Below are 19,303 nucleotides of genomic sequence, written 5' to 3'. Positions count from 1 at the left end.
CTCATGCGAACCAGCCGTGCAGCATCCAGCCGTCGCGTTTGCCCGGCTCGGCGTAGGCCCAGGCGCGCTGGCCCTGCGCGGTTTCCAGGACGTAGTAGTCGCGGCGGACGTCGCCGTCGTCCCACCAGCCGCTTTCCAGACGTTCCGGGCCGGAGACGATGCGCAGTCCGGAGGACCGCAGCGGCACCGGCTGCGGCAGCAACCACGCCGGACGTGGCGGACGCGACGGCGCGGGCGCGATGCAGGCGGCGTCCTCCTCCACGCCGGCGCGTTGCCAGGCGCGTTCCGGGCGCGGATCGCCCGAGGCCGCGATGCGATACACCGCGTCGTCACCGAGCCGCGCGCGCAGGCGTTCGCGCAGCTGCGGCCACGGCATCGCCTGCGATGGGCGCGTATCGAACAGGTCGCGCGCGGCGGGCACGAACGGCGGAAGTTCGCGCGCCAGCAGGCGCAGGCCGGTGACGGGGCGGTCGATCGACGCCTGTTCCAGCCGGTTGCGCGCGATGTCCATCAGCAGCGTCGCATCGCGTTCGGCAGCGAGCATGCCGACGGCGACGTCGGTGTGGCCGGTTTCGTGCTCCAGCCGCATCGTGAAGCGCTGCACGCCGCCGTCGCGCGCGGACAGGTAGACGGCCAGGTCGCGCACCAGCCGGCGCAGCGGGAACAGCAGCGCCTGGTGGCTTTCGACTTCGTAACCCATTTCCACGCGCGCATCGAAATGGTCGGGCGGCTGGTAGTAGTCGAGCGGGTCGTCGACGCTGCCGTAAAGTCGGTCCAGGTGATCGAGCAGCGCGAGGCCGAAACGGCGACGCACGCCGTCGCGCGGCAAGGCGCGCAGTTCCTTCAGGCTGCGCACGCCCATGCGATGCAGGCGCGTGCCGGCGTCGTCCGGCAGGGCGGCGCGGCGGATCGGTATGCGGTCGAGCGTGGCGGGCAAGGTCTGCGGCTCGAACAACGCGTAGCCATCGCGCAGGCCGGCGAACACCTGCGCCGCGCGCGGCGTCGGCGCCAGGGCGATGCGGTGCTGGAAGCCGAGCGCATCGAGCTCGCGGCGCAGCTTCGCTTCCAGCTGCGGCCAGGGACCGAACAGGCGAAAACTCGCACTGGCCTCCAGCACGATCGCGCCCGGCCATTGCGCGCTCACCAGCGAGCTGTGGCGATACGCCCATGCGGCGAGGAAGCGGTGCGCGCGTGCGTCGTTGTCCGGATCATGTTCGTGCAGCGCGGCCTGCCCGCACAGGGCGTGTGCAGCGGTGAGGCGCATCCCCGGGCGAAGGCCGGCTTCGGCGGCGGCGGCGTTGACCGCATGCAGGCTGCGCAACTGCGCGGGGCCGGTGACCAGCGCGAGCGGCGCCGTGGTGTCTTCGACGCGGCGCAGGACGGCGTCGAGTGCCAGGTGCGGCAGGCGGATGCAGGCCCAGAGCATGGCGCGGACTCAGCCTTGCGAGCCGGCGTGCGAGGGGGGCGCGAATCCTTGCGAAGGTACGTGTCCGCCCCGGCATTTGCGCACGCGCCAGTGGTCTTCCACGCGTTCGATGCGCAATGCGGCAGGCGAAGGGTTGTCGGCGTGTCGACTGTCGCGCACGGCGAAGCCCAGGCACTGACCGGTGTCGGCGGCCACCTGCAGGCGTCGCAGCGAGGGGCCATCGGCATGCGACGGCCAGCCCAGCACCGCCGAGAATGCCGCGCTGCGCAGGCATTGTTCGAAGGCCCACAGCGCGCCGCGTCCACCGGCGGACCAGCTGGCCTGCACGATCTCCAGATAACGCAGATCCACGCCGGCGCGTTGCCACGCAGGTGCGTACGGGCAGAACGGCGGGGCGATGAGCGCGACCAGCCGGCCGGCCTGCGTCATGCGCGACAGCGTGGGCATCATCAGCGCCAGTTCGCCGACGCCGTCGGCCGGGATCAACAGTTCGGTCAGCGCGCCCTGTGGCCAGCCGCCGTGCGGAAGCAGCGCGTCGAGCGCGGCGAAGCCGGTGGACTCGCCCAGCGGCGCGGGCGCGACGTGGCGTCCGGCGCTCCAGACGGTGCGGGCCGAGAGCAAGGATTCGAGCGGGATTACGGTGGCGGCCATCAGTCCGGGCGCACCAGGCCGCAGTAGATGCCTTCGATGGCGAAGTCGCTGCCGGGCGCGACGTCGATGGGCGCGTAATCCGGATTGCGCGGCAGCAGACGGATGCCGCGCGCGGTGCGCTGCAATCGTTTGATGGTGATTTCCTCGTCGACGCGCGCGATCACCACCTGGCCGTCGCGTGCATCGACGGCGCGCTTCACCGCGACCAGATCGCCGTCGAAGATGCCTTCCTCGCGCATCGAATCGCCCTGCACGCGCAGCAGGTAGTCCGGCGTGGTGGAGAACAGCGCACGGTCGATGCGCAGTTCGCGTTCGACGCCGGCATCGGCGCCGATGGGCGCGCCCGCGGCGACGCGACCGAGCACGGCCAGCGTCAGTCGGTCATCGGAAGGGGCAGGGCGATGCGCCGCGAGTCGAATGCCACGCGCTTGGTTCGGCCGCACTTGCAGGTGGCCGGCCTTTTCCAGCCGTTTGACGTGCTTGTGCGCCGCGCAGGCCTGGCGAAAGCCGAACGCATCGGCAATCTGCTGCAACGTCGGTGGCAGGCCTTCGGCGTCGGTGTGGTCCTGGATAAAGGCGAGGATCTGCGCCTGGCGAGCGGTGAGGTCGGACATCGAGACGGGCCTGATCGAGGTAAAAATCTATTTACCTGCGCGTCCACAAGCAAGGGCCGGGACGTCGTCCGATCAAACCGCGCCGCCGTATCACAGGCTGCGACTGTTAAAAATCAGAATCTTAGGAAGCAAACGTGTGCCGGATTCGAGGCGGGGTCCCCCGACCGGCGGTGGCGCTGTTACGGCTGCAAGTCCCCGTCGCGGCGGGTTCCGCGCTGGCGCGCCTGCTTAACCCAGCCTCCCCCTGTGAGCAGGGGGAGGAGAAGGGCGCGGCTCAACGCGCAGCGAACAACGCGTTGATGTCGCCGTAGTCCATGCACTCGGCCGGCGCCGCACGGCCGTCCTGGAGAAACGCGCCGGCCAGCTTGCCGACCTGTGCAAACACCGCCTCGGCCAGGTGCGAGCCCGCGCTGAGCCGGCGCACGCCGAGGGTTTCCAGCTCCGGCAGCGCGGGCAGTTGCGGACGCAGCATCACGTTGAGCGGCAACCCCGCGCCGCGGGCGATGTCGGCGATGTCGCCGGCTTCGGTCAGGCCGGGCACGAACAGGCCGTCGGCGCCGGCTTCGCGGTAACGCCCGGCACGTTCGAGCACGGCCTGCACGCGCTGCTCCGGCGGGGCAAGGCCGCGCAGGTATACGTCGGTGCGCGCGTTGATGTAGACATCCAGGCCGCGCTCGGCGAGTGTCTGGCGAATGCGTGCGATCTTGGCGCACAGCAGGTCCGGCGCGGCGGCGCCGTCCTCCAGGTTGATGCCGACCGCGCCTGCCTCGGCCACACGCAACACGTTGGCCGCCACCGTGGCCGGGTCGTCGGAATAGCCGCTCTCCATGTCCACGCTCAGCGGCACGCGGATCACGCGCGCGATGTCCGCGACCGTCGCGAGCAGCAGTTCGATAGGCAACTCGTCGCCATCGGCATGGCCGCGGCTCCAGGCCACGCCGGCGCTGGTCGTGGCGATGGCCGGTGCACCGAGGCTTTCGATCAGGCGCGCACTGCCGGCGTCCCAGGCGTTGGCCAGGCGCAGCACGCCCTGTGCATGCAGGCTTCGGAATCGGGTGGCGTGTTCGGCGTTGTGTTGCGCGTGCATGAAGGAACCTCGGTTTGGAAGACGATGGGATGCTCGCAGCAATGCGCGAGCGTTACCCGCCATTTTCGGACGTGGCCGCGGGCGCGGCTGTGACACCTTGCGCGTCCCACAGGCGCAGCGCCTGTTCCACCGCGTCCACGCCGCGCGACGCCGCTTCGGCATCGACCTGGCCGAGCACGTCCTGATCGGTGTGGATCACACGCATCACCTTGGCCGGCGTGTGCGACTTCTTGCCGGCATAGGCGTCCAGGACCTGCGTGATCTCCTCGCTGCCCACCAGCGAATACGACACCGCCGGCCAGCCGGCGCGCAGGAAGGGCAGGTGATCGGTCGGCGGGTATTTCTCACCCGGGGAGAAACCCAGCTGAAGCGTCTGCGTGGCCGCGCGGCTGCTGTCCACCAGGGCTTGCTGGCCCTGCGCCGGCGCCATCATCCACAGCGTGTCGCCCCAGCCGAACACGTCGAAATTGACGTACAGCGCGGGCTTCGTGGTGCCGTCGGCGACGAAGGCCTTGGAGCCGAGCAGGCCTTCTTCCTCCAGGTCCCAGAACGCGATCGCCACGCGATGGTTGCGCAGCGGCTTGCGCTGGAAGCGCTCGGCCAATGCGAGCACGGAGGCGCTGCCGGAGGCGTTGTCGGTGGCGCCGTGGCCGACCGCGACGCGGTCGGAATGCGCGCCGATCAGCAGCAGCGGCGCATCGGCGGGACCGCCGACCTGGGCGATCAGGTTCTCGCCGGTCTTGCCGTTCGCCTCGAAGGGCGCCTTGCGCCAGGCCAGGCCCAACGTGTCCAGCCGCGCGGCGATGGCCCCGCGCCGGGCGGCGTTGTCGCCCGCATTGGTGATGGCCTCCACGTCGGACAGCCAATGTGCCGCGGCCGGCTTGGCAGGCTGCTGGGCGGGCTGAGCTGCCGCGGCCTCGGCGGCCGCGCGCGTGGCGACCTCCTGCGTGGCGCAGGCGCTGAGAAAAAAGATCAGGAGCGTCGCAACAAACGGTCGGTGCATCGGTGGGGTCCCCTATTAGAATCGGCCGAGTGTGCCCCAGGCCAGGGACGTTGGAATGGGCCGAAAGGGCCACCGCGAGGCCATGGGGGAACATGGCGATGCCGATCGGAGAGTAGGGATGGAGATCCGGGTGTTCATCATCGACGACCATGCGCTGGTGCGTACGGGCATGCGCATGATCTTGTCGGCCGAGCCTGACATCGAGGTCGTCGGCGACGCCGAGAGCGGCGAGGAAGGGCTGCCGCTGATCCGCAAGCTCACGCCCGATGTCGTGCTGTGCGACCTGCACCTGCCGGGGTTGAGCGGGCTGGAAGTGACCGAGCGCATCCTCAAGGGAGACTACGGCTCGCGCGTGATCATCGTGTCGGTGCTGCAGGACGGGCCGATGCCCAAGCGCCTGCTCGAAGCGGGCGCGGCGGGTTACGTGGGCAAGGGCGGCGACGCGGCCGAGCTGCTGCGTGCGATCCGCGAGGTGGCGCGCGGCAAGCGCTTCCTCGCCAACGGCATCGCGCAGAACCTGGCGCTGGCCGGCATCGACGGAGGCGCTTCGCCGTTCGACAGCCTCTCGCCGCGCGAGATGGAGATCGCCCTGATGCTGGTGCAGGGCCTGCGCCAGGATGCGATCGCCAAGCGCCTGAGCCTGAGCGCCAAGACCGTCAACACGCACAAGGCGCGGTTGTTCGAGAAGCTGGACATCACCGACAGCATCGCACTGGCACGGCTGGCGAGCCGGTACGGGATCGTGGATCCGACGCGGGCCATCTGAAGCCGGGGCGTCATTCCCGCGAAGGCGGGAATCCAACGGCCCGATGGCACTCCGCCTTCTGCAGGCCACGCGCCACACCGATGCATCCGCCATGAAAAAAGGCCGCCCGAAGGCGGCCTTTTTCGTTACGAGCGAAACACGCGATCAGGCGTGACCGGATTCCTGCTTGCGCTCGCCTTCGCCCTGCGTGGAGGCATGCACATGCTCGGCAGCGGCTTCGGCGGGCGATTCGGCGTTGACTTCCGTCTCTGCGGCCGTGGCTTCGTCGGCCAGTGCTTCGCCGCTGACCGAAGCTTCGGCCGGTGCGGACAACGGAGCAGGTTCGGTCGCCGGCGTGCGGTCTTCGTGCGGCAGCGAATCGAACAGGCCCGCGGTGCGCGGGAAGTCGCCGTTCGATGCAGCGGGCGTCACGGCCGACGGGCGCGAATCGGTCACCGCGACCTCATCCTTCGTCACGGCGCGCGGCTCTTCGGCCGACGTGGCGACGGGCGTCGGGTCGATTACCTCCGGCGTCTCGACCACTTCCGGCGCCGGCACGGGTTCCGCCACGACGACCGGCGGCTCGACGACCACCGCCGGAGCGGCCGGCGCGTCCATCGGAGCTTCGGGCGCCGGGCTGGCGGCGACGGGCGCGATGTCCTCGCGCTTCGGTTCGGCATCCGGCGTCGGAGCCACGATCGACCCAGCGGCGGCCACGGTCGCGACGGCGGCATGTGCCGGAGTCGCGGCGACCGGGGCGGCAGGAGCCGGCGTCTGGCGGCTCACCGTCGCCGGAGCGGACGGCTCGTCGTCGAACTCGAACTCGGGCTGCGAACGCGACGCGGCCGGAGCGGTCGCGGCGGCCGACGCCTCGTGCGCCTCGTCCTCGTCGTCGAAACCGTCCTCGTGATCGTCATGCAGCTGCGACTCGTCGCCCGCGGCGGCGGCTTCGCCAGCACCGCCACGGCGGCGACGGCGGCCACCACGACGGCCGCGACGGCGGCGGCTGCCGCCTTCGCCCGTGCCTTCGCCCTGTGCGGCCTGGCCTTCGGTGGTGACGACGGATTCGCCGATCTGCGCGACGGCCTGCGTCGTTTCGACCGCGTCGGTCACGACCACGGCAGCGGCGACCGCCGGTGCGACCAGTGCGGCATCGGCCGTGGCGGCGGCCGGCGTTTCCGGCTTCACCACTTCGGGCTTCGCCTCACGCGCCGGTGCGGGCTTGGGCTCGTTGCGCGGCGGGCGCGGCTCGGCCGCCTGGGCCTGTGCACGCTCTTCGGCCTGTTGCTGCGGCTTGGGCTGCTTGGGCTGCTGCTGTTGCGGTTGCTGCTTGGGCTGCTTCTGCTGCGGTTGCTGCTGCTGCGACGGCTGCTTCTGCTGCTGGGCCTGTTGCGGCTGCTTTTCGCGGCGCTGCTCGTCGCGGCGCGGCTGCTGATCGTCACGACGGCCGTCGCGACCCTGCTTGCCATTGCGACCCTCGCGGCGCTGCGCGTTGCGGTCATTGCGCTCGTTGCGACCGCCGCGGTTGTCCTGCGGGCGCGAGGCCGGCGCGGGTTCGGCCGCGGCCGGTGCGCTGCCGCGGAAGAAGCGCAGGATGCGTTCGACCATGCCGATCGAATGCGTCGGCGCGGTCACCGGAGCCGGAGCGGGCGCGGGCGCCGGCGCGGCGGGCTGCTCGCGCGGCTCGCGCAGCGGAGCCGGCTGGGCCGGCTTGACGTTGGTCACCGCCGGCGCGGCCGGGATGTTCAGGTGGGCCTTGGTCAGCGAATGCGTCGGCAGCTTGCGCGGAGTGCCGCGGTGGTAGCTGGGCTTGCTCGTTTCCTCGCCCAGTTCGTTCTCGCGGATGCGCGTGACCTCGTAGTGCGGGGTGTGCAGCTGCTCGTCGGCGACGATGACGATGGGCGCGTCGTGGCGCTTCTCGATCTCGCTCAGCGCGCGGCGCTTCTCGTTCAGAAGGTAGTTGGCGATCTCGGTCGGCGCCTGCACCAGCACCTGGCCGGTGTTTTCCTTCATGGCGTGTTCTTCGGCCAGGCGCAGGATCGACAGTGACAGCGACTCGACGCTGCGCATGCGGCCGTGGCCTTCGCAACGCGGGCAGACCAGCTGGCTGGATTCGCCCAGGCTCGGACGCAGGCGCTGGCGGCTCAGTTCGAGCAGACCAAAGCGCGAGATGCGGCCGATCTGGACGCGGGCGCGGTCCTGCTTGAGCGCGTGCGCCAGGCGGTTCTCGACTTCGCGCTGGTGCTTGTTCGACGACATGTCGATGAAGTCGATCACCACCAGGCCGCCGAGGTCGCGCAGGCGCATCTGGCGCGCGACTTCGTCGGCCGCTTCCAGGTTGGTGTTGAACGCCGTTTCCTCGATGTCGCCGCCCTTGGTGGCGCGCGCGGAGTTCACGTCGATCGCGGTCAGCGCTTCGGTCTGGTCGATGACCAGCGCGCCGCCGGAGGGCAGGCGGACTTCACGCTCGTAGGCGTTCTCGATCTGCGATTCGATCTGGAAGCGGTTGAACAGCGGCGTGTCGTCGGTGTAGTGCTTGAGCTTGCGCAGGTTGTGCGGCATCACCTGCTCGACGAAGTCGCGCGCTTCGGCGTACATCTCGGGCGTGTCGACGAGGATCTCGCCGATGTCCGGACGCATGTAGTCGCGCAGGGCGCGGATGATCAGGCGCGATTCCTGGTAGATCAGGAACGTGCCCGGCTTGCCCAGCGCGGCCTCGGCAACGGACTTCCAGACCTGCAGGAGGTAATCCAGGTCCCACTGCAGCTCTTCCGCGTCGCGGCCGACGCCGGCCGTGCGGATGATGACGCCCATGTCGTCGGGGATGTTCAGCGCGTCCATGGCGCGCTTGAGCTCGGCGCGGTCCTCGCCCTCGATGCGGCGCGAGACGCCACCGGCCGTTGGCGAGTTGGGCATCAGCACCATGTAGCGGCCGGCGAGCGAGATGAACGTCGTCAGCGCCGCGCCCTTGTTGCCGCGTTCTTCCTTGTCCACCTGGACAACGATTTCCTGGCCTTCGCGCAGCAGTTCACGCAGGCCGGCCTTGTTGTGGTCGACGCCGGCCTGGAAGTAATCGCGGGAGATTTCCTTCAGCGGCAGGAAACCGTGGCGCTCGGCGCCGTACTCGACGAAGGCCGCTTCGAGAGAAGGTTCGAGCCGGGTGATACGGCCCTTGTAGATGTTGGACTTCTTTTGTTCCTTGGCCGGCTGTTCGATATCGATGTCGTACAGGGTCTGGCCGTCGACGATGGCAACGCGCAGTTCTTCCGCCTGCGTTGCGTTGATCAGCATTCGCTTCATTGTTGCGTTCCTCGCGCGCTCCTGCGCGTGGTCGGCGCGGGACGCATACGCGTCCTGCAGCCGCGGAACGCCGTGGGGCGTTTCGCCTCTGGATACCGCAAGCCGCGCGCCGGTCGCCGTTGGGCGGGGCCTGGCGCTGCGGCCTCAAGTTTTCCAGCGCTACGACACCACGGCACGCCGCGGGAGCGCTTAATCGTTTTATTTACAAGAATCTAGGGACCGGCGGCGCGAACGCCGCGCGGGACGTGTTCATCACGAGCGGTTTGACCCGCTTCGGCGAGGTCGGTTCCGCCGGGCCATCGCTGCTAACATGGCTACCCCGGGGGCAGTGGTTAGGCGTGGACCGGAATCGCAGGAAAGGGCTTTCGGCCTTTTTGAAGTAACTTCCTGCGAAATCAAAACCTTATCTCGCGTCGCGAGTGTAACAGATAACCCCCGCAGGATGACCCATTCAGACCGCCCCCAACGCCCGGGCATGACCGGCCCCGCGCCGCGTCCGGCAAATGAGCCTGCCCAGGTCCGTACGGTCCGCGTGCCCGACGACCGCGCCGGGCAGCGCTTGGACAACTTCCTGCTGGGCCAGCTCAAGGGCGCCCCGCGTTCGCTGGTCTACAAGCTGGTCCGCTCCGGCCAGGTCCGGGTGAACGGCGGCCGCGCCAAGGCCGAGCGCAAACTCGAAGGCGGGGACGAAGTGCGGATTCCGCCGGTTCGTCTCAGCGAGGTGGGCGACAAGGCACCGCCGCCGAAGGGTTTGCTGGAGGCGCTGGAGGCGGCGATCGTGTTCGAGGACGCCCGGCTGCTGGCCCTGAACAAGCCCTCCGGTCTGGCCAGCCACGGCGGCAGCGGCATCAGCCACGGGGCAATCGAGTCGCTGCGCGCGCTGCGGCCGGGGCAGACGCTGGAGCTGGTGCATCGCCTGGATCGCGACACCTCCGGCCTGCTCATCGTCGCCAAGAAGCGCTCGGCCCTGACCGAGCTGCAGGCGCTGATGCGGGAGGACGGCGGTATATCGAAGCGCTACCTGGCCCTGTTGACCGGGCGCATGCCCGACGGCGTGATGACCGTCGATGCGCCGCTGCACATCGGCCTGCGCCAGGGCGGCGAGCGGCACGTGCAGGTCAATCCGATCGGCAAGGCGTCGCTGAGCCACTTCAAGGTGCTCGAACGCCGCGGCGGGCAGTCCTACTGCGAAGTCCGCATCGAGACCGGCCGCACCCACCAGATCCGCGTGCATTCGCAGCACATCGGCCATCCGATCGCCGGCGACGACAAGTACGGCGATGCCGAGGTCAACAAGCGGTTGCGCGAACAGGTCGGGCTGAAGCGGCTGTTCCTGCATGCCTCGACGCTGGAGTTCGCGCTGGACGGCGGCAAGACGCCGTACCTGCTCAACGCACCGCTGGCGCCGGAGCTGATCGACGTGCTCGACCGCCTGGCCTGATCGCCGCGCTCAACCGCCGCGGCGGCGCTGTTCGTCCAGCATGTAGCACCGCTGCGGGCGCTCCTGCGGCGGATTGAAGTTCACCGGCACCTGCAGCCGTGAAGGCTGGGCCTGCCCGCCGCGCGTGGCGGGCTTGAAGGTCCAGTTGCGCACGCCTTCCTCGGCGGCCTTGTCCAGCGCGGCGTTGCCGCTGCTGCGGAAGACCTCGACCGAGCTGGGCTTGCCGTCCACGCCGACGGTCATCGCCAGGACCACCTGGCCGCCGATGTTGTCGCAGGCCACCTCTTCCGGATAGCCCGGCGGCGGCGTGTCGACGGCGAGCAGCTCCGTGCTCGGTACGCGCGGCGGCGGTGGCGGCTGCTGCTGGCACGCAGCCAGCAGGGACACGGCGAAACCGGCGGCGAACACGATGCGGATGCGGGACAGGTCCATGGCGGGGGCGGCCTCGGGGGCGGTGGACGGTCAGGCGGCCAGGGCTTCGGCCTTGGCGGCGCAGATGAAGTCGTTCTCGCTCAACCCGCCGACGTCGTGCGTCGAATACCGCACCACGCAGCGGTCGTAGTGCACGCCCAGGTCCGGGTGGTGGTCTTCGCGATGGGCCATGAAGGCCAGTGCGTTCACGAAGGCCATCGTCTCGTGGTAGTTGGCGAAGCGGAACGTCTTGGTGATCGCGTGGCCGTCCTCCACGACCTCCCAGCCGGGCACTTCGGGCAGCAGTTCGCGCACGCGCGCTTCGCTGAGCCGGTGCTCGCTGCCGCGCCGGGCGACGCAGTGGGCCTGGGCGAGGGGGATGAGGTCGTTCACGGGGTGGGGCTCCTTGCGGCGCATGCCGACTGAATGGAACGCATCGTCGGGCATCGCGGGTGACGGGCGCGCCATCTGACTGCGCGGACCCCGTTAGAATAGCCCCATGATCAATATTTCCGAATCCGCCCAGCGTCACTTCCGCAAGCTGATCGAGCGCGAGTCCCTGCCGGGCCTCGGCGTTCGTCTGTCGGCGGTGCACGCCGGTACGCCGCGCGCCGACGTGCGCCTGGAGTTCGCCGAACCCGGCGACCTGCAGGGCGACGAGTGGGCGGTGGACTGCGAAGGCTTCACGATGTGGCTCGACGCCGCGAGCGTGAAGTACCTCGACGGTGCGGACATCGATTACGAAACCCAGGCCACGGGCGGCCAGTTGCAGATCCGCGCGCCCAAGATCAAGGGCGAGGCGCCGGCCGATTCGGCCTCGCTGGTCGAGCGCGTGCACTGGATCGTCGAGCAGGAGATCAACCCGCAGCTGGCCTCTCACCGTGGCAACGTCTCGGTGCAGGAAGTCACCGCCGAGGGTGTCGTGGTGCTGCGCTTCGGTGGCGGCTGCCACGGTTGCGGCATGGCGGACGTGACGCTCAAGCAGGGCATCGAGAAGACGCTGTTGAGCAAGGTGCCCGGTGTGACCGCGGTGCGCGACGCCACCGACCACGAAACCGGCGACGCACCTTACATCCGCCGCGACAGCGCGGCCTGAGCCGGACCCGGCGACGTAGATGTTCTCCGCCGCCGACCTCATCCACGCACTGCAGCGAAGGCTGCAGCTCGTTTCGCCGCATCTGCGCCGCAAGGCCGGTGAGTTCCCGCCCGGCTGGCAGGCGTGGTTCGACAGCATGCGCGAACGCGTCGGCGCGGTGCGCGGCGCGACGTCCGACGCGATCATCGCCGTATTCCTGCAACGACCGCTCACGTCGCGCCCCAGGCGACTGGGTGAGCTGACGCGCTGGCAGGCGTTCAGTGCGCTGATGCGGCAGGACTGGCCGCACGCATCGGATCGCTGGGACAAGTACGACCGCCGCACGCACTGGTTCGCCTCGATCTTCACCGTGCTGTGGCACGTGATCGTCAGCGCGCTGCTGCTGTACCTGATGTACCTGCGCTTCATGGCCGTCAGCGCACCGCCGCCACAGGGCGAGGAGGTGACGATGATCGAGTACATCGGCACCGGCACGCCGAAGGAGCCCGGCGGCGGCGCAAGCGAGCCCACGCCGCAGGCCGAGGCCACACCGGCACCGGCACCGGCTCCAGCCCCGACACCGACACCCGCGCAACCCGCAGCGTCCGAACAGCCGCCCGCGCCGCAGCCGCCGCCGGCACCGTCGGTGCCTACGCCGCCGGCGCCCGCGATCGACGCGCCGCTGCCGGAAGTCGCGCAGCGCGAAGTGCCCGAACCGCGACTGCCGCCACCGACGCCGCCGGTCGAACAAGCCGTCACCGTGAGCGAACCCGTGCCGGACGCGCCGCAGGTGTTCGTGCTGCCGCCGACGCGACGCCGTCCGCCGGAGCCGACATTCACCGCCCCCGAACTGCGCGCGCCGACGCCGACCGTGCGCACCACCGAAGTGGCCGAGCCGGTGCAGCCGCTGCGCCCCGACATCGCACCGCGTGAAATCGCCGCGCCGACGATCGAACAGCGCACGCGCGAAGTGACCGTACGCGAGATCCCCGCGCCGCTGCCGCGCGTTCCGGTGCGCGCGCTGCCTGAGCCGACGGTTCCCGCGCCGCAGGTGCGCACGACCGAACAGGCCGTGCGCACGCGCGAGATTCCCGCACCGCCGACGCCCGCACCCGCGGCTCCGACGCCGGTCGCATCGGCGCCCGCCGCGACGACGGCACCGTCCTCGGCCGCGCCGTCCGCAGCCCCTTCGACGTCGCCTTCCACGTCGACGGCTGCGGCCGCCTCCACGCCTGCGCCGGCCGGCAGTGCGGCGCCGTCCGGCACCGCGCCCGCCGCGGCCGGTCAGGGAACGCAACCGGCGAGCGCCGGCGCCGGGCCGCGCCCGACGCCTTCGCCCGGCACCTGGTCCACGCCGCAGCGCGGTGACGACTGGGGCGCGAGCACGCGCAACGTCCCCGGCGGCCAGCGGGGTGTCACGCCCGGCCTCTACAACGCCGACGGCAGCCTGCGCGTACCGGAAGCGACCGGTTCCGCAGCGCCTCCGGCACCGCCCGGCGCGATCACCCAGGAGATCCGCGATCTCGACCGCGCCGGTACCTGGCTCAAGCGCAAGCCGACCGATTTCGAACCGACCTCGTTCGAGAAGTACTGGGTGCCGAACGAAACCCTGCTGGCCGAATGGGTGCGCAAGGGCATCCAGAAGGTCACCATCCCCATCCCGGGCACCAACAAGCGCATCGAGTGCGTGGTGTCGATGCTCGGCCTGGGCGGCGGTTGCGGCCTCAGCGATCCCAACCTCAACGACCAGCCCGCCGGTGCGCGCCCGCCGCCGGACATTCCGTTCAAGCCGAAGTTGCAGGAAGACAACGGCAGCGTGAAGCCGTAACGCGCGTCAGCGCAGATCGGTGCGCGCATTCAATGCGCCATCGGCAACGGAAACAATTTCACGAACGGAAAATTTTCCGCGCCATTTCACGCGCGAAGCCGCGACGGCGCGCTCGCGGCGTGGCACGCCTCTTGCGGAGTATCTGGGCGATCTTCGAAGTTCTCGTCGTCACGCGCGTCGCGCCTGAATGGTTGTCCGCATCGTTTTTACATGCCACGCGGCACAGTCTTGCTGCGTGCGATGCGCGCGGTGCGACATGCACCTTCACACAGGAGGACAGTCCAGTGCCTGATGAGCGATCGGGAACCGGTGAGTTGAAGGCCGTCGCGCAGGACGCGTTGCGGCTTGGCGCGCGCGCCCTGGAAACGGGGCGCGCCTGGTTCAGTGGAAGGAGAGAAACGATGAACGAACGCGATGTGTCCAGGCGCAACGAAGAGCGGCAGCGACAACGTCAGAAGGAAGCCGAGTACGGCACGCGCTCCGACTACGGGCAACCCGGCGTGCGCCGCTGGGGCGCAGGCGAGGAGTGGGACGAGGCCCGTCACGGTCGTACGCAAGGCCACTATGCCGGCGATTACGACACCGCCCAGGCCGGTCGCATGGGCCGTCAGGACGAGAACCTGGGGCGCGACGAGCAGGAGTGGGCGCAAGGCCGCCGCGAGGCGCAGCGCTGGGGTGAGCAGAGCAGTTATGGCGCGCAGGGACGCGAGGACGAACGCTACGGTTCGTCCCGTTCGCGCGGGCGTGAATACGGCGGATTCGGCGATCGCAGCCGCGGCGAATACGCCTACGGGCGCGATTACGCTGGCAGCGCCTCGCAGGATTACGACGGATACGGCAGCCTGGGGCGCACGCGCCAGAGCGGCCAGGACTACAGCAACCTGCAGGGCTACGGCACGCAGGCCCACGGCCAGGGCGAACACAGCCAGGGCACGCATGGCTACGGCAGCGGTCGCGAGTTCCGCGGCTACGAAGGCGGCGAAGCGGGCCGCAGTACCGGCACCCGCCATTGGGAACGCGGCTACGGTGAAGGCTATGGGCTCTCCTCCGGCTACGCGGACGAGCAGGCCTACGACAACCGCTACGGCGCCAGTGGCTACGCCACCGGATACGCCTCGCGTGCGCAGACGCGCAGTGACTACCCGGGTTCGTCGCAGCGCGAGGGCCGGCGCAGCTATCGCGGCCTGGGACCGAAGTCCTACACGCGTTCGGACGAACGCCTGCTCGAGGACATCCACGAGCGCCTCACCGAAGACGATTATCTGGACGCCAGCGACATCACCGTGCGTTGCGTCGGCGGCGTGATCACGCTCGAAGGAACCGTGGCCGAGCGCTGGATGAAACACCGTGCCGAAGACCTCGCCGATGCCAGCAGCGGCGTGAAGCAGGTCGACAACCGCATCCAGGTGCAGGCCGCGCGCTCGACGGGCGAGTCGCGCTCGAGCGAGTCCACCGCGTCGTCCGGTCGTTCACGACAGGCGGGATCGTCGACCGCCTCGTCCACGCGCCCCGGCGACACGCCGGGCACGTCGTCGCACTGACGTTTGAAGATCGCCCCTCTCCTTAGCGGAGAGGGGCATCGTGCGTGTGATTACTCGGCACTGGGAGCGTCCTGCTCGGTGACCAGGTCGCGACAGCGGCGGCACGCCGCTTCCGCGCGCGCGAGGTGTTCGCGCACGCGTTCCAGGCTGGCGCCGTGATCGATGAGTGCGATCGCGGTCGAGGTCGCCATCGTGATGACGTTCAGTTCGTTGCGAAGGCCGTGACGCCAACGCCGCGCCGCATCCTCGTCGAACGTCGCAAGGCTCACGATCCGCTGTCCCGGCCGCGCAGACGCGCCAGCTGGTTGTGGATGGTGCGCACGCTCACGCCGAGCGCCTGCGCCGTGCGCGTGCGGTCGTTGTCGAAGTGGGCGAGGGTGCGGTTGAGCATGTCGCGTTCGATCTGCGCGTAGCTCATGCCGACGTTGAACACGACCGCATCCGGGTCGGCCTGCGATGCCTGTGCGCGTCGCGACAGCGGACGAACCCGGACCACACCGTCGTCGCTGCACAGGAACGCGCGCTGCACCGCGCTGCGCAACTCGCGCACATTGCCCGGCCAGCCGTGTCGCAGCAGCGTGCGCTCGGTGCCCTCGGCGAAACGCTTCTGCGCAGCGTGACGGGCGTTGAACCCGGCGAGGAAATGCCGCGCCAGCAGCAGCGCGTCGTCGCCGCGTTCGCGCAGTGGCGGCAGCATGAGGGTGAAGTCGGCCAGGCGGTAGTACAGATCCTCGCGCAACGCGCCTACATTGAGCGCGGCGTGCGGATCGCGGTTGGTGGCCGCGACGACGCGCACGTCGATCGGCAGGCTCTCGCTGCCGCCCACGCGCGTGAGCGAGCCGCTTTCGAGCACGCGCAGCAGGTAGACCTGCAGGGCCGGCGGCATCTCGGTGATCTCGTCCAGGAACAGCGTGCCGCCATGCGCCTGCTCGAAATAGCCGGCATGCCGGTTGTTCGCGCCGGTGAAACTGCCGCGCTCGTGGCCGAACAGATGACTGGCCAGCAGGTCCGGCGCAATCGCGCCCGCATTCACCGCGACGAACGGCCCGCGACGGCCGCTGCGTTCGTGGATCGCACGCGCGACCAGCTCCTTGCCCGTGCCGCTCTCACCGCCGACCAGCACCGACGCGTCCGAAGGCGCCACGTGTTCGATGTCGGCCATCACGCGCCGCATCGCCTCGCACTCGCCCACCATGCCGTAGCGCGACGTCGTCCCGCGCGTGCGCGCATGCGCAGCCGCCTGCATGAGCAGGGCGTCGAACTGCTGCGCACACAACGGCTTGAGCAGATAGTCATAGACCGGGCGAGAAACCGCCTGTATCGCCGACTCCACCGAAGGTTGCCCGGTGACGATCACGGCGTGATCGTGTTCAGGAACGGCGGGATCGTCCAGCAGATCCATGCCGTTGCCGTCGGGCAGTTCCAGATCCAGCAGGAGCAGGTCGAGCGGTGGCAGGTGGCCGAATTGGCGGGACTGCTCCAGCGAATGCGCCACGTAGGGCTGGAAGCCCCGCGTGCGCGCGAAATCCGCGGCGGATGCAGTGAAGTCGAGATCGTCGTCGACGATCAACAAGGATGCAGGCACGGCTCTCTCCCTCCGAGGAACGCAGCCTATGCCGCACGCAGTGAAAGCGCTTTGAAGAACCTTCCGCGATGAAGGAAACATCTTCCGGTTCGGCATCGAAGCCTTCACGCAATCGTGGCGCATGCGCACGTGCGCGATGTTCGCCATGCGCGATCGTGCGCAGATCTTTCACGACGCCTTCGCGCTGCTGCGACACCGCCGGCACCTTGGCACAGGAGTTGCTATCGCTTTGATGTCCGCGCCCGATTTGTCGCAGCGGACACGCCTTCGACGCACAGACATGACCGGCAGGGAGAGAAATGATGAACGCGAGGCTGCATTACGGGGAACATTCCACGGTGGTGGAAGCGGTGGACATGGACGAGGAGATCGCGCACTGGATGCGTCACTACCGCAACTACGTGCCGCGCTTTCGCGGCGAGGACTATCTTCCGGCGCTGAAGCTTGGGCTGGACGCGTACCTGCGCGGGCACGGCCAGGATTTCGACGAGATGGCCGACAGCCTGCAGCTGAGTTATGCACGGGTGCGCGGATCCTCGCGCCTGGACTGGGACGAGGCCTTGCCCGTGGCGATGGCGGCGTGGACGCGCCTGTCCGAGCGCAACGCGCCGCGCGGGATGGACCCGGAACCGCGTTTCGGCTTTGCCATGATCCGCTGATGCGCGGTTCGTTGAAGCACGACGGTTGAAGGGGAGGGAAGGCGAGGGCAGGGACGCCCTCGGCCGATCCCGCGTGATGACGCTGTGGAATCAACGCGTGGCGCGCAGATCGCGGTCGTGCAGTTCGTGCAGGAGTGCCAGGCCGGCGAGGATGGGAAGGTTCTTCAGCAAAGGCGCCAGCGGGTGCAGCCATAGCGCCGGCACGGCGATGCCGAGGACGACGGTGTAAGCCACGATGACCGCGGCCTGCAACTTCAGCAGCCAGCGCGGCGGTGGCCACAGCATCGACAGGCCGAGCAGGATGTCCACCGCCGCAACCGTGTGCAGCGCGCCGCGCGCCAGCACCGACGGCAGCCCCTCGCGTGGAAGCAGTGCGAGTGAATCGGCGATCGGGTACGGCCCCAGTGTCACCAGCCCCGCGCCCAGCCAGACGATCGCGATCGACAGACGCAGCAGCGGCAACAGCCAGTGGAGCCGCGCGAAGGTGAGCAGCGTGCGTGCGTGTTCGGGTGCGATGAAATGCGTCACATCGCGCGGCGGCCGGCCGAGCAATGCGGTGATCGCCTCCGCGTCGCCCGCGTTCCATCGCGCGAGCATGCGCAGCGTGTCGGTGGCGAATCCATGCCGCGCGCCGCGTTGCAGCAGGCGCGCGCCGCTGTTCAGCCAATGGCCGGGCACTTGCACGGTCCGTGTGACCGGAAGCCCGAGCTGCGCGCGCAAGGCGCCCAGGTAGGCGCGCAGGCTCAACGCCGCGGGACCGACGGCGTCGAGCACGTGCGGCACGGTGTCGCCTTCGACCAGCGCGGCCACGGCCTCGGCCAGATCGTCCAGATGCAGCGGCTGGATGCGCTGCTCGCCTTCGTCCGGCAGCGGCAGCCACGGCAGGCTGGCCCAGCCCAGGAACAACTGCGTGCTCGCACCATCGGGCGCGAACACCACCGAAGGCCGCACCACGCAGCCCTCCAGGGGCAATGCGAGCAACGCCTGGTCCGCCACGCGCTTGCTGCGATGGAAGCCGGTTTCGGCGCGCAGGTCGGCGCCCAGCGCGGAGATCTGCACCACGCGCCGCACGCGCGCCATCGCGCAGGCTTCGAACAGGGCCTTGGGCGCGGTTTCGTGCATCGAGCGGAAGGTTTCGCCGCCGTGCTCGCGGAAGATGCCGACCGCGTTGACGACCGCGTCCACGCCCACCAGGCGCGGCAACCACGCCGCGGGCTCCACGTCGAAGGTGAAGTCCGCCGCAATCGCTCGCCGACCCGGCCAGCGGCGCAGCGCGTGCGCCGTGTCCCGCGTGGCGGGCAGCACGTCATGCCCGCGGCGAAGCAGGGCCTCGACCACGGCGGCGCCGACCAGTCCGGTCGCGCCGGTGACCAGCACGCGCAGGCGTTTTTCCTGCATGGCGATGGGTGCGGCCGATCTGCGTTCCGATCACGGCGGTGCGCGCCGCGACGCGCGGCCGCGCACGGCGTGCCGTTGCGTCAATGCGGCGTCGCAACGCCCTTGAGCAACTCCTCCGAGGCGCTGTCATCGGCACCGTGGGCGAAGTCCGCCAGCGAGACGAAACCGACCAGTCGCTTGTCGCGGTTGATCACCGGCAGGCGACGCACTTTCAGGTCGGCCATGTTGCGCGCTACATCGTCCACGTCCTCATCCTCGAAGCAGTAGCGGATGTCTTGCGTCATCACGTCGCGCACGGGCGTGTCGGCGGCCATGCCCCGCGCCACGGCGCGGATGGTGATGTCGCGGTCGGTGACCATGCCGACCAGCCGGTCGCCGTCGCCCACCGGCAGGCTGCCCACGTCCATGCGGTGCATGGTCTCGGCGGCCTCGCGGATGCTGCGGTTGGGCGCGGTGAGGAAGACGTCGGTGGTCATGATGTCGGCGACTTTCATGGGGCATGCTCCAGGGGCGGGTTCCGAAACACCAACCATGGCACC

At 69.6% G+C, this 19,303-nt stretch carries 18 protein-coding genes; 6 read left to right on the top strand and 12 right to left on the bottom strand.

The genetic code is table 11. The annotated features are described in order from the left end of the window. Window position 1 precedes the first annotated feature (1 nt). From AAFF32_RS14225 to AAFF32_RS14205, 5 genes are all read right to left on the bottom strand, one after another. Window positions 2-1,426, bottom strand: a complete 1,425-nt coding sequence (locus AAFF32_RS14225) for a DNA polymerase Y family protein (RefSeq protein WP_342315534.1) — start codon at window positions 1,424-1,426, stop codon at window positions 2-4. Window positions 1,427-1,435: 9 nt separating this feature from the next. After that, on the bottom strand, window positions 1,436-2,077 hold the full coding sequence (imuA, locus tag AAFF32_RS14220) for a translesion DNA synthesis-associated protein ImuA (protein WP_216966626.1): 642 nt from the start codon (window positions 2,075-2,077) through the stop codon (window positions 1,436-1,438). After that, window positions 2,077-2,691: a transcriptional repressor LexA gene (lexA, locus tag AAFF32_RS14215; RefSeq protein WP_216966624.1), complete on the bottom strand. Its 615-nt coding sequence runs from the start codon at window positions 2,689-2,691 to the stop codon at window positions 2,077-2,079. The genes imuA and lexA overlap by 1 nt, the downstream gene beginning before the upstream one ends. A gap of 274 nt (window positions 2,692-2,965) precedes the next feature. Continuing rightward, a complete protein-coding gene (locus AAFF32_RS14210; RefSeq protein WP_216966622.1) occupies window positions 2,966-3,778 on the bottom strand; it encodes an isocitrate lyase/phosphoenolpyruvate mutase family protein in 813 nt (270 codons plus the stop codon). Between the two features lie 52 nt (window positions 3,779-3,830). Continuing rightward, window positions 3,831-4,781 carry a M28 family peptidase gene (locus tag AAFF32_RS14205; RefSeq protein ID WP_342315533.1) on the bottom strand — a complete coding sequence of 317 codons (951 nt, stop codon included), beginning with the start codon at window positions 4,779-4,781 and terminating at the stop codon, window positions 3,831-3,833. Window positions 4,782-4,899: 118 nt separating this feature from the next. Here AAFF32_RS14205 and AAFF32_RS14200 point away from each other — a divergent pair, with 118 nt between their 5' ends. Beyond that, window positions 4,900-5,547, top strand: a complete 648-nt coding sequence (locus tag AAFF32_RS14200; protein ID WP_216966617.1) for a response regulator — start codon at window positions 4,900-4,902, stop codon at window positions 5,545-5,547. A 144-nt stretch (window positions 5,548-5,691) separates the two neighbouring features. Here the strand turns inward: AAFF32_RS14200 and AAFF32_RS14195 are convergent, their stop codons facing one another. Continuing rightward, a complete protein-coding gene (locus AAFF32_RS14195; RefSeq protein ID WP_342315532.1) occupies window positions 5,692-8,826 on the bottom strand; it encodes an Rne/Rng family ribonuclease in 3,135 nt (1,044 codons plus the stop codon). 475 nt (window positions 8,827-9,301) lie between these two features. Here AAFF32_RS14195 and AAFF32_RS14190 point away from each other — a divergent pair, with 475 nt between their 5' ends. Beyond that, window positions 9,302-10,267: an RluA family pseudouridine synthase gene (locus AAFF32_RS14190; protein ID WP_216966722.1), complete on the top strand. Its 966-nt coding sequence runs from the start codon at window positions 9,302-9,304 to the stop codon at window positions 10,265-10,267. Window positions 10,268-10,276: 9 nt separating this feature from the next. On the opposite strand, the gene AAFF32_RS14185 is transcribed toward AAFF32_RS14190, so the two are convergent. Beyond that, on the bottom strand, window positions 10,277-10,699 hold the full coding sequence (locus tag AAFF32_RS14185) for an energy transducer TonB (RefSeq protein ID WP_216966615.1): 423 nt from the start codon (window positions 10,697-10,699) through the stop codon (window positions 10,277-10,279). A gap of 30 nt (window positions 10,700-10,729) precedes the next feature. Continuing rightward, complete coding sequence (locus tag AAFF32_RS14180; protein ID WP_216966613.1) at window positions 10,730-11,071, bottom strand: 4a-hydroxytetrahydrobiopterin dehydratase; 342 nt, start codon at window positions 11,069-11,071, stop codon at window positions 10,730-10,732. Window positions 11,072-11,177: 106 nt separating this feature from the next. Between AAFF32_RS14180 and AAFF32_RS14175 the strand changes: the two genes are divergently transcribed. From AAFF32_RS14175 to AAFF32_RS14165, 3 genes are all read left to right on the top strand, one after another. Beyond that, window positions 11,178-11,774 carry an NfuA family Fe-S biogenesis protein gene (locus tag AAFF32_RS14175; RefSeq protein WP_216966611.1) on the top strand — a complete coding sequence of 199 codons (597 nt, stop codon included), beginning with the start codon at window positions 11,178-11,180 and terminating at the stop codon, window positions 11,772-11,774. Between the two features lie 19 nt (window positions 11,775-11,793). After that, window positions 11,794-13,581 (top strand): hypothetical protein, encoded by a 1,788-nt coding sequence (locus AAFF32_RS14170; protein WP_342315531.1) that lies wholly within the window; start codon window positions 11,794-11,796, stop codon window positions 13,579-13,581. Window positions 13,582-13,982: 401 nt separating this feature from the next. Further along, window positions 13,983-15,122: a BON domain-containing protein gene (locus tag AAFF32_RS14165; RefSeq protein ID WP_216966607.1), complete on the top strand. Its 1,140-nt coding sequence runs from the start codon at window positions 13,983-13,985 to the stop codon at window positions 15,120-15,122. A 50-nt stretch (window positions 15,123-15,172) separates the two neighbouring features. On the opposite strand, the gene AAFF32_RS14160 is transcribed toward AAFF32_RS14165, so the two are convergent. Next, complete coding sequence (locus tag AAFF32_RS14160) at window positions 15,173-15,391, bottom strand: hypothetical protein (protein WP_216966605.1); 219 nt, start codon at window positions 15,389-15,391, stop codon at window positions 15,173-15,175. Further along, a complete protein-coding gene (locus AAFF32_RS14155; RefSeq protein ID WP_342315530.1) occupies window positions 15,388-16,707 on the bottom strand; it encodes a sigma-54 dependent transcriptional regulator in 1,320 nt (439 codons plus the stop codon). Before AAFF32_RS14155 ends, AAFF32_RS14160 begins: the two co-directional genes overlap by 4 nt. A gap of 302 nt (window positions 16,708-17,009) precedes the next feature. Here AAFF32_RS14155 and AAFF32_RS14150 point away from each other — a divergent pair, with 302 nt between their 5' ends. Beyond that, window positions 17,010-17,366 (top strand): hypothetical protein, encoded by a 357-nt coding sequence (locus tag AAFF32_RS14150; protein ID WP_216966601.1) that lies wholly within the window; start codon window positions 17,010-17,012, stop codon window positions 17,364-17,366. Between the two features lie 90 nt (window positions 17,367-17,456). On the opposite strand, the gene AAFF32_RS14145 is transcribed toward AAFF32_RS14150, so the two are convergent. Both AAFF32_RS14145 and AAFF32_RS14140 read right to left on the bottom strand, forming a co-directional pair. Then, window positions 17,457-18,764, bottom strand: a complete 1,308-nt coding sequence (locus AAFF32_RS14145) for an SDR family oxidoreductase (protein ID WP_342315529.1) — start codon at window positions 18,762-18,764, stop codon at window positions 17,457-17,459. Between the two features lie 80 nt (window positions 18,765-18,844). Continuing rightward, a complete protein-coding gene (locus AAFF32_RS14140) occupies window positions 18,845-19,258 on the bottom strand; it encodes a CBS domain-containing protein (protein WP_216966597.1) in 414 nt (137 codons plus the stop codon). Window positions 19,259-19,303: the final 45 nt, after the last annotated feature.

The organism is Lysobacter sp. FW306-1B-D06B (assembly GCF_038446665.1).
GTDB lineage: Bacteria > Pseudomonadota > Gammaproteobacteria > Xanthomonadales > Xanthomonadaceae > Lysobacter_J.
The sequence above is the reverse complement of the archived record's forward strand: the minus strand, read 5'-3'. Positions and strand labels throughout refer to the sequence as shown.

Bases quoted from the DNA above. Each gene is read 5' to 3' on its own strand.
- AAFF32_RS14225 (WP_342315534.1), bottom strand. From the start codon at position 1,426: ATGCTCTGGGCCTGCATCCGCCTGCCGCACCTGGCACTCGACGCCGTC.
- imuA (WP_216966626.1), bottom strand. From the start codon at position 2,077: ATGGCCGCCACCGTAATCCCGCTCGAATCCTTGCTCTCGGCCCGCACC.
- lexA (WP_216966624.1), bottom strand. From the start codon at position 2,691: ATGTCCGACCTCACCGCTCGCCAGGCGCAGATCCTCGCCTTTATCCAG.
- AAFF32_RS14210 (WP_216966622.1), bottom strand. From the start codon at position 3,778: ATGCACGCGCAACACAACGCCGAACACGCCACCCGATTCCGAAGCCTG.
- AAFF32_RS14205 (WP_342315533.1), bottom strand. From the start codon at position 4,781: ATGCACCGACCGTTTGTTGCGACGCTCCTGATCTTTTTTCTCAGCGCC.
- AAFF32_RS14200 (WP_216966617.1), top strand. From the start codon at position 4,900: ATGGAGATCCGGGTGTTCATCATCGACGACCATGCGCTGGTGCGTACG.
- AAFF32_RS14195 (WP_342315532.1), bottom strand. From the start codon at position 8,826: ATGAAGCGAATGCTGATCAACGCAACGCAGGCGGAAGAACTGCGCGTT.
- AAFF32_RS14190 (WP_216966722.1), top strand. From the start codon at position 9,302: ATGACCGGCCCCGCGCCGCGTCCGGCAAATGAGCCTGCCCAGGTCCGT.
- AAFF32_RS14185 (WP_216966615.1), bottom strand. From the start codon at position 10,699: ATGGACCTGTCCCGCATCCGCATCGTGTTCGCCGCCGGTTTCGCCGTG.
- AAFF32_RS14175 (WP_216966611.1), top strand. From the start codon at position 11,178: ATGATCAATATTTCCGAATCCGCCCAGCGTCACTTCCGCAAGCTGATC.
- AAFF32_RS14170 (WP_342315531.1), top strand. From the start codon at position 11,794: ATGTTCTCCGCCGCCGACCTCATCCACGCACTGCAGCGAAGGCTGCAG.
- AAFF32_RS14165 (WP_216966607.1), top strand. From the start codon at position 13,983: ATGAACGAACGCGATGTGTCCAGGCGCAACGAAGAGCGGCAGCGACAA.
- AAFF32_RS14150 (WP_216966601.1), top strand. From the start codon at position 17,010: ATGAACGCGAGGCTGCATTACGGGGAACATTCCACGGTGGTGGAAGCG.
- AAFF32_RS14145 (WP_342315529.1), bottom strand. From the start codon at position 18,764: ATGCAGGAAAAACGCCTGCGCGTGCTGGTCACCGGCGCGACCGGACTG.
- AAFF32_RS14140 (WP_216966597.1), bottom strand. From the start codon at position 19,258: ATGAAAGTCGCCGACATCATGACCACCGACGTCTTCCTCACCGCGCCC.